Below are 14,315 nucleotides of genomic sequence, written 5' to 3' on the forward strand. Positions count from 1 at the left end.
AAGCGTAATGTGTATCAATTGTTGTTTTCGGGGGATGAATCCTCAAAAATCGTCCTCTTCTTCTTCATTCTGCGCTTTTGCACCGGCAGAACCGGCGGGGAGAATGACGGTGAATACCGTGCCTTCGCCGGGATGGCTTTTTACCAGTAGCTCGCCGTTGTTGAGATTGGTGAACTCCAGGCACAGCAACAGTCCCAGCCCGCTGCCTCTTTCGCCGCCGGTGCCGTAGGAAGGGATCGTGCGGAGGGAAAACAGCTCGCCCATTTTTTCCGGCGCAATGCCCGTGCCTTCGTCGCGCACGGTAATGAGAACGGTGCTGTCTGATTGCGAAGCGGCTACATGGATGTTACCGCCGGGATGGCTGAATTTGATCGCGTTACTCACCAGGTTGCGCAGGATCACGGCCACCTGCTCGCGGTCTGCATACAGGTAAATATCTTCCGGGAGGTCCTGCGTTACGTGCAGCGATTTCCCTTCGATGCCGGGCACGAACATCTGTAAGATCTCGTCGGCGAGCGGGGCGGGAGGGAAGTGTTCGGGCGCCGTTCTGATCCCGCGCATCTGCCCCATGCTCCAGCGCAGCATATTGTCGATCGAGCCGCCGAGGTGATGCACTTTTTTGTAAAGCTCTTCGGAGGCTTCGAGCATGTTGCCTTCGGTATATTCGCCTTTGCGGAACATGTCCAGCAGCAGCTCCAGCGTGGCAAGCGGCCCCCTGATGTCGTGCGCGATCACGGAGAACAGTTTTTCCTTGTCCCGGTTGAGCGCGGCCAGCGCCTGGCGTTTGGCTTCCATTTCCTGCTGGTAATCGGCATGCACCTGCTTGAAATAACTAAGGGCTAGAATAGGGAACAGCAATGCGCATGCGACGTTAAAAACGATCCGGGGAACCGGTACCTGCAGCGTGCCCGGTGGGTTCAGGCCGGTGAAATGAATGATCATGAAAGCGGAAATGGTCACCAGCGAAAGTGCGGCGATCAGCCGTTTGTTGTCGTACACGAGGGTGGTGACGATGAGGATGTTCAGCAGGAAATATTCAGCCCCGTTGCGGTAAAGAAGCGCGGTGATCGTATATAAAACAATGCTGTAAACGATCAGCAGCAGGCGGGCGCTGAGGTACCGCTGCCGGTGGTGAAACCAGAAAACGCCGAAGCAACTCGCCACGTTCAGTCCGTTCAGCAGGCTAAGGGCGTACCGGCCCTGGAATGCGTTGATGATGCAGAAGATCAGCATAAGCGGCACCCAGGGAAGGGCCAGCAGGTTTAGCAGTTTGGTACGCCTGGCTTCAATGAACGGCATTCCAGGGCGCACGCCGGTATTGACGATGCGCCGGAACATAGTAAGGAACGGGTACGGGGAAAAAGCCGGCATGGGCACAAAGATAAACATCCGGGACGGAAACCGGCAGTGCCCTTTCCCGATAATCGCGTAGCTTTGCCCCTGAAAATCAATACAGATGGCAGGAAGATATTTTACGCGGGAGGAGTTCATTACCCGGTTTCCCGGGGAAGCCGCGCTTGCGGGGGATGTTTATGCAAGAATGACGGCGAACGGTTTCACGGCGTACGCCCTGGCGGAGTTCGACGTGTATTTCGTGTCGGATTCGCGGGAGAAGCTGGAAAAACTGGCCGCTTTCCTGACGGCCGTTTATGGCATGCAAACCAAATCCCCCGCGGAGCAGAACGGGCAGTGGGAACTGGAAACCGCTTCCCCGAAATTCCCGGTGGATGCGGATAATCTTCTCTGCTGGGCGATAGACCTGGCCATTAAAGGTTATGAGCATGATTGCCGCCTGGACGGATACGGCACTTTCGCCGGGGCGGATAATAAAGATTTCCAGGACGAATCGGCCGGGCAGCTGGCGCATTATTTCGAACTGGCCATGGAATCGTACCGCCAGCGGAATTTCGGCGCGGCCGTTATCAACTTCACCACGGCCATCCGCATTTTTCCCGAAAACCCCAATTCCTGGTATTCCCGCGCCATCGCCAAAGAAGAGATATTGCTGGGCCCCAAAGCCCGCGAAGATTACGACAAAGCCATCGCACTTTCGCCGGAATTCCGGGAAGCCTACATCAACCGCGCGGTGAATAAAGACGAAGCCGGGGAATACGAAGCGGCGCTTGCGGATTTTAACAAGGCCATCGAACTGAACGCGCTCGATCCCGTCGTGTATTTCAACCGCGGCAATACGCGCCGGCACCTGGGCGACCAGGCGGGCGCCTGCAGCGACTGGAAAAAGGCGAAAGACCTGGGCGGGGAATACGCTGCGGCGAAGCTGGAAGAGTTTTGCAAATAAGTGCAACTTCTGTAGATTGTGGGTATTAGAATTCCACGTAAATACCTGTCTTCATGCGCAGATTCCTCAAAGTAGCAATGGTGCTGCTATTGCTGGCGGGCTTCAGCCTGTCCATGCTCCGGCCCGATCCGCCGGTTATCGTTCCTTCGCCGCAAGGTTCCCGCCTCGTTACCAGTCTTCTTTCCGGCGAAATCGTTCAGGCCGCGAAAGTCCCGCGTTTCAAGGTACTGGCCCTTGCCGAGCCCGGCGGCCATCACATCGCCTATACCCGCGCGGCAAAGCCATGGCTGGACCAGCTGGCGGCAGACAGCAACTTCAGCATTCAATACATCGAAAATACAGACCAGATCGACGAAAAATTTTTGGCGGGTTTCCGGCTGTTCATCCAGCTCGATTACCCGCCTTATGCCTGGAAACCGGGAGCGGTAAAGGCTTTCGAGGCGTACATCAATTCCGGCAAAGGCGGCTGGATCGGTTTTCATCACGCCACGTTGCTGGGCGAGTTCGACGGGTTCCCGATGTGGCAATGGTTTTCGGACTTCATGGGCGGTATCCGTTTTAAAGATTACATCGCCGGTTTCGCAAAAGGAAAGGTAATGGTGGAAGATGCGGGGCATCCCGTCATGAAAGGGATAAAGAACGGTTTCTGGATCGAAAAGGAAGAATGGTATACTTACGATAAAAGCCCGCGGCCGAATGTGCACGTGATCGCGAGCGTAGACGAAAACACCTATTCCCCCGAAAGCACGAAAAAGATGGGCGACCACCCGGTGATCTGGAGCAATCCGCGCATGCCGGGCAGGAACGTGTACATTTTTATGGGCCATTCACCAGACCTGTTCGGCAATCCCGCTTATATCACTTTATTCAGGAATGCTGTGAGCTGGGCTTCCGGGCGTTAACCGTAACGTTACGCTATACGGAGATGTAAACCGTAACGCTGCGCTTTACGCGCAGGCAATTCTTTTTCACCGGCATCTTGATCTCCGGGCGGCTTTAACAGTAAAAGCTTTTATGGATGAACGATCGCCCTGATCTTGTCCTGCATGGAATACGTGCCGTCCATATCCGCTGGATCGGCGGTGATGTTTTCCAGCACCACCAGGCTGATCTGCTGCGCGGGGTACCAGATGCAGGTAGCGTGATAACCCGCGATATAGCCGTTGTGGCTCAGCTCGCCGTCCATTATTTGAATGCCGTACCCGTATTCCACATGGCCCCATCGGTGCGTGGGGCGAACGGATGAAGGGGTGATCATCAGGCGGTAACTACTGTCCTGAAGTATTTTGCCGGTGTGCAAAAGTTGGTTCCAGCGGGTAAGATCTTCCACGGTAGACACCAGCGCGCCGCCGGGAACGGGCAAACGGCGGTAATCGAACGTAACGGCGCGGCCTTTTTCGTAAGGCGTGGCGAGCTTTTTCATACCCGGCCCCGGCACCATGCTGTGGCGCATGCCGCAACGTTTGAACAATGCTTCGGCAAGCGCGGCGTAGGTTTTGCCGCTTGTTTTCTCCAAAACGTCCGCCGCTACGCTGAAAGAAACGGTGGAATACTGGAACCGGCTGCCCGGCCTGAACGCCAGCGGCTGACCCCACATCACGATGCCCGAAGTATGGTTCAGTATTTGATGCAACGTAACACTGTCTGCCCATTTATCGGCATAATCCGGCAGGTAACGGCGGATGGGCGCATGAAGGTCTACCTGTCCTTTTTCGGCGGCCAGCAGCACCAGCACCGCGGTAATTTGTTTGCTGACGGAACCGATGAGGAACTGCTGGTCTGTGCGCAAGGGCGTATGCGATGCGGGGTCGGCGAATCCCCGGCTTTTCAGGTATTGCATCTTCCCGTTTTCCGCCACGGCAACTATGCCGTTGAACGATGCGGAGGAAGGCAGGCCGAGCAGGGAATCGATAGCGGACTGTGCAAAGGAATGGAAGCCGGCAATGCAGCAGATCGTCAGCAGGAACAAACGTTTCATGGGTGTTGAAGTGCCGGTTGTTTTAAAGGCGGGCCATTAAAATTACAGCTAAAAAATGCAATAAGTATCGTGCCGGGTATAATTTTTCAGGGCAGGATAAATCCGGATATTTACATTCCAAAATTTGTTACCAATGACTACCGAACAGATCGCACAACGCCTGGCGGACTATTGCCGCAAAGGCCAGTTTGAAGAAGCTCAGAAAGAGCTGTATGCAGACGATGTGGTGAGCGTTGAGCCGTATGCCACGCCCGATTTTTCCAAAGAAGAAAAAGGACTGCAGAACATCATCGAAAAAGGCCGCAGGTTCGAATCGATGATCGAGGAAATGCACGAGATGACGGTGAAAGACCCGATCGTAACGGGTAACGTGATCGCGCTGGTAATGGGGATGGACCTGACCATGAAAGGAAAAGGCCGCGCAAAATGGGAAGAGCTGTGTGTGTACACGGTGAAAGATGGGAAGATCGTTTCCGAGCATTTCTTCATGTAAATTATTTCATCACCTGTACCAGTATTTCCGACCTTCCGCCGTATGCCCCCAGATGCGGAGGCAGTTGTTTTTATGCGTGCCATAATCGGTGGCCCCGTACACAAAAGCAAGGTCTCCGCTGGAAGAGATCCTGCCGCCGAGCGGGATGAACGAAGGTGTCAGTTTGTTGATGGCGGGTAATATGGCCGCCTGCGTGGTGAACGGCGGATGGCCTTCGAGATTGAACCAGCTGTCTGCGTTGGTCGTGGCGCTATAAATGTTTCGCTACGGAAACATGGATTTTGCTGAACGGCCGATAATCTATTCCGTTTTGATGCTTTTCGAGGGGTTCATCAGCGCGACGGACATGGTGTGATAAGCCACTGTGGCCAGCGCCAGGCCCAGGATCACGGCGGCGGTGGCCACGAACGTCCAGCCGCTGAGCGAAATGCTGTATGCGAATTGCCGCAGCCATAATTGAATCACCCATGCGGCGGGCGGCGAAGCGATCAGCAGCGCTACTACCACCGGTTGCAGGAATTGTTTGGACATCAGGGCGGCGAGGCCCGGCACGCCGGCGCCCAGCACTTTCCTGATCCCGATCTCTTTGATCCGCTGGCGGGTAGATAAATGCGCGATGCCGAAAAGACCCATGCAGCAAATAAAAACAGACAACACCGTTGCGATGGTGATGATCTTTTTCCAGCGAAGCTCCTGTTCGTAAGCCTGCGCATTTAGTTCGTCCAGGTGCTGGTATCCGAAAACCGCCGTGGGCATTGCTGTTTTGAACGTTTTTTCGAATGCCGCCAGCGCCTGTCTGCCGCGGTTTTGATCGTACCTTACCCATATACCGCCGTTGTGCCAGCTGTGCCTGAACAGGATCATCGGCTGCAGGCGGCGGTGAAGCGAAGTGTTATGAAAATCCTTCACCACGCCCGTTACGGTTCTCGGCATTTTATCGAAATAATCATTCGTATAAACGGTTTGCCCGATGGGTTGTTTCCAGCCCGCGGCCGTTACGAACGCCTCGTTCACGATGAGGCCGTAAGGTTCGCCGGGAGAGAGGTTGCGCCCGGTTTTCAGCGTTATTTCCATCGTGGGCAGGTAATGTTCGTCTATGACCATATGCACGGCTTCCACGGTGCGGCCGTTTGTTTTGGCGTTCATGGCGCCGGCATCTCCGCCGAAAGAAACGGAGCGGATGCCCGGTTCGCGGCTTAGTTCCGTACGCAGGAATTGTTGTACCGGTTTGGGGTCGCGGTTGCCGGGGATGTGCGAACGGATCACCTGGTGGGGATTATAGCCGAGATCTTTTGCGCGGATGAATTGCATTTGCCGGTAATAGCTCACCGAAGCGATGAGCAGGAACACGGCGAGGGAAAATTGCAGCACGACCAGTCCCTTGCCCAACCATCCCCTGCCACTGAGTTTTGGCTTGGAATACAATACGGTGGCGGGTTTGAAGCCGGAGAGGATATACGCGGGATATAAGCCTGCCAGCACTACAACGCCCGCCAGCAGGGCGATAGCGTAAAATGGCAACCCCGGCGCGTCCGTTACCTGCAAATGTTTGCCGCTTAGCTCATTGAATACAGGCAAGGCGATCAGGGTGAAAACACCCGCAAGGATAAACGAAATTATGCAAACGATTGCTGATTCCAGGAGAAACTGTTTGATGATCTGGCGCCGGCTTCCGCCGTTCAGTTTACGCACGGCCACTTCTTTTGCGCGCCTGAGCGCGCCGGCGTTGCTGATGTGAATGAAGTTGATCACCGCCATAAGCAGGATGAAAGCCGCAATGCCCAGGAAAAGGCGGGCATACACAGGGTTGCTCTCGTGCACGATGCCGTTTTCGCGGCCGCTGTTCTCGTGGCGCAGGGGATTCAGGTGCACATCCGTCAGTTTTTGCAGGCTGTAACCGACCTGCGGGTCGAAAGGATGGGCCTTGCGCCCGGCGGCCGCGGCAGACTGGTAGATGCGGTCCATTTTCTTTTCGACGGCGGCGATGTTTGCGCCGGGCTGAAGTATCACGTAGGTGCCGAGATAAGCGTTGAACCAGTATTCATCGGTAAACGAAAGCTGCAGGAAGCGGAAGTTCATCAACAGGTCGAAACGGATGGAAGACTGCGGGGGCGGGTCTTTCAGCACCGCCGTGATCGTGAGCGGCTTGCCCAGCTTTTGTGCGGAAGGGTCGGCATCGAGGTACAGGGCGCGGCCCAATACGTCCGTTCGCCCGAAAAGCCGCATGGCCGTGCTTTCCGTAATGGCGGCGGCGTCTGTATTCCGGAGTGCCGTAACCGGGTTGCCGGAGAGGGCGGGGAAGGAGAAGGTCTGCAGGAAATTCTCGTCCACAAACAGCTGCTGCAGGCGTAATGCCTTGCTGCCAGTATGCACGTCTCCATATATATCGCCGCCCATCACACGAGTAAACTGCCTGATCTCGGGGATCTCCCGCTGAAAAGCGGGCCCCTGCACCTGGCCCGTGCCGCCGAAAGTACGGCGGGGAGCGCCTTCTTCGGTTACCAGCGTGGTATTGATCCGATAAAGGCTTTCATGATGGGCGTGGAATTTGTCAAACCTTTGCTCATCCAGCATAAACAATACGGCAAACAACATACACGTAATGCCGGCGGCCAACCCGAGCGCGTTGATGCCCGTATACAATTTATGCGACCAGAGATTGCGGAATGCGACCCGGAGATAGTTCACCAGCATGCAGGATGATTTTATCAATAATATAATAACAAAGGGTGATATTATCGTGCCCTTTTTCAAACGGCCGAAATCCTTTACCAACGGTTATTTGCGCGTTTTTTGTTAATGGATTTAACAAGAAAATACCACGAAACGGTAAAATGCTTGAAATTTTTTATTTCAATCGATTGTTTTTTATACATTTGTTAAAGCAGGAGTAGGGTAAAACCAAAATCTCATTTTAAACACCAAACGAAACTAAACACAAACAATTCAAATCAAAGTTTTCCACGTATGTCGCTAAACCAACAGGACTGTTTAATATGTAAATAAATGCAAACGTTTGCATTCAAGGGACGGCAACTTGCCTGATTGTCCGCGAAATAGCCGGGCATTTGCCTTTTTATTGCTGATACAATCTCAAACTAAGCGTTATGTTCAAACATTCACCTCCTTTTTTGCGCAGGCTTCCCTTCAGGTGTTTCTGTATGTTGCTGCTCGCCGCGGCATTCATCACTAACACGGCTAAAGCACAACAAACCTATGCCATTACCGGCCGCGTAACAGACGAAACAAACACCCCGCTTCCCGGTGTGAGCGTGGCCGTAAAAGGCACCACCGCGGGCGCGGCAACAGATGCCACCGGCAGCTTCAACATCAAAAACGCGCCGAACGCCTCCGGCATCCTCGTTATTACTTTCCTCGGTTATGCCACGCAGGAAGTGGCTTACACTTCCGGCAAAGCAGTGGCGGTTACGCTCAAAACCGACCAGAAAGCACTCGGCGAAGTAGTGGTAGTGGGTTACGGCACACAAAAGAAAGTAAACCTCGTTGGTGCGGTGTCTGCCGTTAAGGTAGACGAAAAGATCACCAACCGTTCGCTGCCCAATGCTTCCTCCGCACTGTCCGGCCTCGTGCCCGGCCTGGCGGTAAGCCAGTCCAGCGGCATGGCCGGCCGTAACGGCGCCGCGCTCATCATCCGCGGTCTTGGTACGGTTAACAACGCCAACCCGCTGGTGGTGGTAGACGGTATGCCAGACGTAGACATCAACCGCATCAACATGAACGACATCGAAAGCGTGTCCGTTTTAAAAGACGCGACATCCGCTTCCGTGTACGGTTCCCGTGCGGCCAACGGCGTAATCCTTATCACTACCAAATCAGGTAAAGGACAAAAAAGGACCGCCATCAACTTCAACGGTACTTTCGGTTTGCAGAAACCGACGCGCGCCTACGATTTTATGGCCGACTATCCGCGCGCGCTTACGCTGCACCAGCGTCAGAACGCCGTGGGCACTTCCCGCTCACAGTGGAAGTTTAAGGACGGTACTATCGACCAATGGATGGCGCTCGGCATGATCGATCCGCTCGTATATCCCAACACAGACTGGTGGGACGTGATCGTTCGCGACGGGCAGATCCAGAACTACAACATCTCCGCTTCAGGCGGCAACGAGCAGTCCAACTTCTTTATGAGCGTGGGCGTGCTGGATGAAAAAGGTCTTCAGATCAACAACGACTACAAACAATATAACGCCCGTTTCAGCTACGATTATAAAGTACGCAAGAACATGAACGCCGGCGTGAAATTCAACGGCAACTGGTCTAAAATGGTGTATGCGCTGGAAGACGGCTTCACCGACGACGCCAGCTCCAACACCGCGGGTTTCGACCTGCAATACGCCATCGCCGGCGTTACGCCTTACGATCCCGTTACTAACCGTTATGGCGGCGTAATGGCCTATGGGGAAGACCCGCAGGCGTATAACCCGTACACCGTTTATCAGAATATGCAGAACCGTAACAACCGCCAGGAAGCGAACGGCCAGGTATATTTCGACTGGACGCCCATCGAAGGGCTGACCGGCAGGATCGATTATTCGCTGAACTATTATAACCAGTTCCGGTATAGCGCCAACATTCCGAACCAGGCCTGGAACTTCCAGTCCAACTCCCCGGGCAGCCGCGTGTACGTGGGTGAGAACGCCGGCATCGGCAACTTCACCAATACCGGTTATAAAACGATGATGACGGGCCGTATCAATTACAACCGCACCATCGCGAAAAATCACCAGATCGGCATCCTGGGCGTGTACAGCGAAGAATACTGGTATGCGCGCATTCAGAATGGCAGCCGTAACGACAGGCTTCACCCGGACCTGCACGAACTGGACGGTGCACTCACCGGCATCCAGAGCGCTTCCGGCAGCTCCAGCGCTGAAGGGCTCCGTTCTTACATCGGCCGCGTGAATTATACCGCGTACGACAAATACCTGTTGGAAGCTAACTTCCGCTACGACGGTTCTTCCAAGTTCCTCCCCGGCAGCCAGTACGGCTTCTTCCCTTCGGTGGCAGTGGGATGGCGTTTTACCGAAGAAAGTTTTATCAAGCCCATCACCGGCGGTGTGTTCAGCAACGGTAAACTGAGAGCTTCTTACGGCAGCCTCGGCAACAACAGCGGCATCGAACGTTACGAACAGCAGAATACGCTTTCCGCCAGCCACTACATGCTTGGAACAGACATCGGCAAAGGTTTCGTGTACCGCAAAATCGTGAACAAAGAACTGACCTGGGAAACTTCCACGGTATTCAACCTCGGCCTCGACCTCGGGTTTTTCCAGAACAAGCTGACCGCTGAACTGGATTATTACGACCGTCTTACTACCGACATGGTACGTCCTTCCGATATGTCCATGCTGCTCACCGGTGCGTTCGACGCGCCGCGCCGCAACATCGGCAACCTGCGCAACCGCGGCGTGGAAGCGAACCTTACCTGGAGCGACCAGATCGGCCAGGTCAGGTACGGCATGAACTTCAACGCATCTTACAACAGAACGAGACTTGAAAAATGGAATGAGTTCCTCGCCAAGGGTTGGGTATTCCTGGATATGCCTTACCACTTCCTGATCACTTACCAGGACATTGGTATCGCGCGCACCTGGCAGGATGTGTATGACAACACTCCGCAAGGCGCATCACCCGGCGACCTGATCCGAAAAGACGTGAACGGCGACGGCCAGATCAACGACAACGACAAGGTGGCTTACGACAATATTCAGCGCGACAGGCCCACCACCAACTATTCCTTCTCCGGCAACGTTTCCTGGAAAGGCATCGACGTTGCGTTCCTGATCACCGCAGCTACCGGCCGCAAGGATTACTGGATCAATAACTACAACAATGTGAACCCTGCCGCCGCGCGTTATGCATGGGGCTGGGACCAGTGGAACCTTCCTTTCAACTACGATAACCTGGACGGCGAATGGCCGCGTCTTGGCGGCTCGGGCAATAACCGCTCCGAATCAACGTTCTGGCTGGATAACCTGAACTACATCCGTTTCAAGAACGTACAGGTAGGTTATACCATCCCTGCGAGCATCCTGAAAAGACTGGGCATTTACAGTTTCAGGATCTTCGGTTCCGCTGAAAACCTGGGCACCCTCACCAAGTTCCGCGGTCTTGACCCCGAATTGACCGGCAATAAGAGCAACGCTTATCCGTTGAACAAATCTTACTCCTTCGGGATTAACGTAGGCCTTTAAAAGCATCAATTATGAAAAGAACAAAAATTCATATACAAATATTAGCGATAGCGGCAGGTTGGTGCGTATTGGCTACTTCCTGCGTGAAAGACCTGCTGGACCAGCCGCCGACCACCGAACTCGCGGAAAACGAATTCTGGAAAACGGAGAAAGACGCCAAGATCGCGATCATGGGCGCTTATGCAGACGTACGCCCTTTGTTTGACCGTGAATATTACTGGGACGGCCTGGCCGAATTCCAGCGTACCCGCGGCACCAGTGCGTCTTCCGATCTGCAAAAAGGTAACGCGTACCCTACCGGCAACTGGAACCCCGCTTCTCCCGCGGGCGGCGGCGAACGTTACGACAATATGTTCCGTTACCTGTATGGCGGCGTGAACAGGACCAATTACGTGATCGAGAACGTGAAAAAAATGCTTCCGACCGTGAAAGATTCCGACGTGCCCGAGCTGGAACGCATTATGGGCGAGGCCCGTTTGCTGAGGGGAATGGTGTATTTCAGGCTCATCTCCATGTGGGGCGACGTGCAGTATTTTACGAATATCGTGAACAACGAGAACCAGGGCGAGATCGCCAAACTCGCGCGTTTGCCTATAGCGCAGGTGAAGGATTCGATTTATGAGGACCTGACCTATGCGTATGAAAAGCTGCCGCTGAAATCTACCGAGCAGGGCCGCGCATCGAAAGCCGCTGCGCTTGGTTTCCGTGGGAAGCTGATGCTGTACTGGGGCAGCTGGAAAAAATACGGCTGGCCCGAAATAGAAGGTTTCCAGGCTAACCAGGCGGAAGCTACGGAAGCGTTTACCAAAGCGGCCGCCGATCTCCGGGAAGTTTCCCTGGGCATGGGCCTTACGCTTTGGAGAAACGGCGAGCCGGGCGAAATCGATCCTCCCGGTAAGGCGGACATCCTGCCCAACTATTATTATCTTTTCACGCCCATCGCAAACGAAAACAACCCGGAATTCGTGATGTATTTCACGCATGGGGGCACGGGCACCGGGCAGGGGGAAGAGTTAATGCGCGACGTGGCCGGCCGTTCCCATGAAGGGTCTCAATGCTGGGTATCTCCGCGTTATGAGATTGCGGACAGGTACCAGCTGATCAGCACAGGCGATTTCGCGCCCCCGCTGATCCCGATGAAACCCGGCGCCGCAGGAGCGCGCACCCTCCCGAATTCCGCGCTGAACCCGCAAAGTTACGCCGGCAGGGATTATCGCATGAAATCCTCCATCATGTGGGATTTCGAGCTGAGCGTAGGTTTCAACTCCCTGAAATCGACCGGTTTCATTCCTTTCATTTACAACACCTGGAACTCGCCGAATATTATCGTGAACGGCATTCAATACGCCAACGTATACAACACCGATGGTTGCAATACCGGTTACGTTTTCCGCAAGTTCCTCAGGAATACCGCGGGCCTCGGCCGCAGCGAGGGGAACTATTCTTACCCGATCATGCGCCTTGCGGACGTATACCTGATGTATGCCGAAGCGTCTAATGAAGTGGGAGGGCCAAATGCAGAAGCCGTTGACCTGGTAAATAAGATCAGGCACCGCGCGGCATTGCCGCCGCTGGCCGCGGACAAGTTCAGCAGCAAGGAAACCTTCTTCAACGCCATCGAACAGGAACGTATCGTTGAATTGTTCGGTGAAGGCCAGCGTTTCTGGGACCTCCGCCGCTGGAGAGCGCTGGAAAGGGTTTGGGGACCTCCCAACGGCCCCGGCCGCGACTTTAAAGACACCCACGGAGAAATTACCGCCAAAGGCGTTTTCCAGAACCAACAGGAAAGAGCTTACCAGCGCGCGTACATTTTCAGGATACCTCCCGCCGAAAGAGAGCGTAATCCGAACCTGACACAAAACACTCCTTGGTTATAATCTAAAATCAATCTAAGATGAAGAAATATATTTCAGCAGTTTTCACGGTAGTGCTCGCGGCATCGCTTTGGATGGGTTGTAAAAAAGACAGCCCCGTGGATGAAGACGGCCTGCTTATAACCACCCGCGCGGAATGTTTCGTGGCCAGCTTCGACATGCTGGGCTCCGATCACCTTGTAACGAACAAGGCCGCTGTAATAGACACCACCGCCCAAACGATCAATATCGAAGTGAAATTCGGCACCGATCTCAAAAAGATCTGGCCCCGCTTCGGCCTCGCGCAGGATTGCAAGCTGGACCCGAAGATCACTACCTGGGTAGACTTTTCGGACCTGAGCACTCCCCGGGAATGGACAGTGATCTCCGGTAACAGGCAGGTTAGGAAGACCTACAAAGTATTCGTAACGGTAGGCAATTAATTGTCCCAATTAAAAAATTGAATCATGACAGGAAAATTCTTTCGATATACAACAGTGCTTGCGGCGGCGGTAATGCTGGCATCGTGCAGTGATAAGGATTACCAGGTGCCGGAGCCGAAGAACGAGCTGCAGAACGACGCTATCAAACGGAGCATCGGGCCTAATATGGCAGGCCTTCAGATGGAGTTCGCTTACGCGATCGCGCTTCCCGCAGATAAAGGAAAACTCGTGTCCGCCGAGGTGGAAGCCTCTATAGCAGGTGCGCCCGAAACGTACATCGACAACCGCTCGTATTACACCAACGGCAGCGGAGACGATATCGGGATCGAAGTAACAAATCCTTCTGAAAATAAAGGCAACGTTACTTCCGTGACCTTCAATAAAGACACGATGGCCTCAACGCTGCGTTATTATTACGTTCCGGCAGCCGAGGCAAGAGGCAAGGAGGTGACCTTCAAATTCACCGGCCGCGCCAGCAACGGCCAGACCGTTACCTACAATCTCGGCCCCTTCAGGATCTCCGCGATGGAAATGAAACTGGACATCCCCGTTTCAGACGCAGGCGCGAAATACTTTTCGATCGCGGACATGACCGCGTATAACGCCGCGGATGCCGCCGCGAACGCGGACAAGATCGACCTGGTATACCTGCACCGCACCACCCCTGCCTCTTTCAAGCATGGATTAGTAGCGCCTGCGGCCGATGCGCAATACCTGCCCGGCGTTACGCTGCCCCCCGGCGTGAACAGGAATACCAAAATGGCGAAAGTGAACCAGCTGCGTGACCAGCAACTGTCCCGCGATCAGTTTGCCGTATTTGTGGACGATACCGATTTCCAGGAACTGGACCTCAGCAACGGCTCGAACTTTGCGCTTGGTCTTGACAAAGACTACGGCGTATGGGCGGAAACGGCCGATGGGAAATACAGGGCCTACATTTTCGTCAACTCTGTGAACAATGGCGCCAAATCCGCGGTGCTCAGCATCAAACGCTACACCATGAAATAACGCTTGCCAACAATAAAAAAGGGACC

General features: G+C 54.3%; 11 protein-coding genes. 8 read left to right on the top strand and 3 right to left on the bottom strand.

Annotated features, from left to right (window positions below; translation table 11 throughout):
* Window positions 1-42: 42 nt before the first annotated feature.
* Window positions 43-1,371, bottom strand: coding sequence for a sensor histidine kinase (locus J7I43_RS15060; protein WP_209146548.1), 1,329 nt, complete (start codon window positions 1,369-1,371; stop codon window positions 43-45).
* An 85-nt stretch (window positions 1,372-1,456) separates the two neighbouring features.
* Here J7I43_RS15060 and J7I43_RS15065 point away from each other — a divergent pair, with 85 nt between their 5' ends.
* Window positions 1,457-2,299: a ribonuclease E inhibitor RraB gene (locus tag J7I43_RS15065; protein ID WP_209146549.1), complete on the top strand. Its 843-nt coding sequence runs from the start codon at window positions 1,457-1,459 to the stop codon at window positions 2,297-2,299.
* Window positions 2,300-2,352: 53 nt separating this feature from the next.
* Window positions 2,353-3,201: a ThuA domain-containing protein gene (locus tag J7I43_RS15070; RefSeq protein ID WP_209146550.1), complete on the top strand. Its 849-nt coding sequence runs from the start codon at window positions 2,353-2,355 to the stop codon at window positions 3,199-3,201.
* 110 nt (window positions 3,202-3,311) lie between these two features.
* On the opposite strand, the gene J7I43_RS15075 is transcribed toward J7I43_RS15070, so the two are convergent.
* Complete coding sequence (locus J7I43_RS15075) at window positions 3,312-4,277, bottom strand: serine hydrolase domain-containing protein (protein WP_209146551.1); 966 nt, start codon at window positions 4,275-4,277, stop codon at window positions 3,312-3,314.
* 133 nt (window positions 4,278-4,410) lie between these two features.
* Between J7I43_RS15075 and J7I43_RS15080 the strand changes: the two genes are divergently transcribed.
* A complete protein-coding gene (locus J7I43_RS15080; RefSeq protein WP_209146552.1) occupies window positions 4,411-4,770 on the top strand; it encodes a nuclear transport factor 2 family protein in 360 nt (119 codons plus the stop codon).
* Between the two features lie 88 nt (window positions 4,771-4,858).
* A complete protein-coding gene (locus J7I43_RS15085; RefSeq protein ID WP_209146553.1) occupies window positions 4,859-5,026 on the top strand; it encodes a hypothetical protein in 168 nt (55 codons plus the stop codon).
* A gap of 44 nt (window positions 5,027-5,070) precedes the next feature.
* Here the strand turns inward: J7I43_RS15085 and J7I43_RS15090 are convergent, their stop codons facing one another.
* A complete protein-coding gene (locus tag J7I43_RS15090) occupies window positions 5,071-7,464 on the bottom strand; it encodes an ABC transporter permease (protein ID WP_209146554.1) in 2,394 nt (797 codons plus the stop codon).
* 413 nt (window positions 7,465-7,877) lie between these two features.
* Between J7I43_RS15090 and J7I43_RS15095 the strand changes: the two genes are divergently transcribed.
* From J7I43_RS15095 to J7I43_RS15110, 4 genes are read left to right on the top strand one after another with little or no spacing between them, the layout of a single operon-like run.
* Complete coding sequence (locus J7I43_RS15095) at window positions 7,878-10,985, top strand: SusC/RagA family TonB-linked outer membrane protein (RefSeq protein ID WP_209146555.1); 3,108 nt, start codon at window positions 7,878-7,880, stop codon at window positions 10,983-10,985.
* Window positions 10,986-10,996: 11 nt separating this feature from the next.
* Window positions 10,997-12,862, top strand: a complete 1,866-nt coding sequence (locus J7I43_RS15100; protein ID WP_209146556.1) for a RagB/SusD family nutrient uptake outer membrane protein — start codon at window positions 10,997-10,999, stop codon at window positions 12,860-12,862.
* A 17-nt stretch (window positions 12,863-12,879) separates the two neighbouring features.
* A complete protein-coding gene (locus J7I43_RS15105; protein WP_209146557.1) occupies window positions 12,880-13,281 on the top strand; it encodes a hypothetical protein in 402 nt (133 codons plus the stop codon).
* A 24-nt stretch (window positions 13,282-13,305) separates the two neighbouring features.
* A complete protein-coding gene (locus J7I43_RS15110) occupies window positions 13,306-14,289 on the top strand; it encodes a DUF4466 family protein (protein WP_209146558.1) in 984 nt (327 codons plus the stop codon).
* Window positions 14,290-14,315 lie beyond the last annotated feature (26 nt).

The sequence above is a fragment of the Chitinophaga chungangae genome (assembly GCF_017742215.1).
In the GTDB taxonomy this organism is placed as follows: Bacteria; Bacteroidota; Bacteroidia; order Chitinophagales; family Chitinophagaceae; genus Chitinophaga; species Chitinophaga chungangae.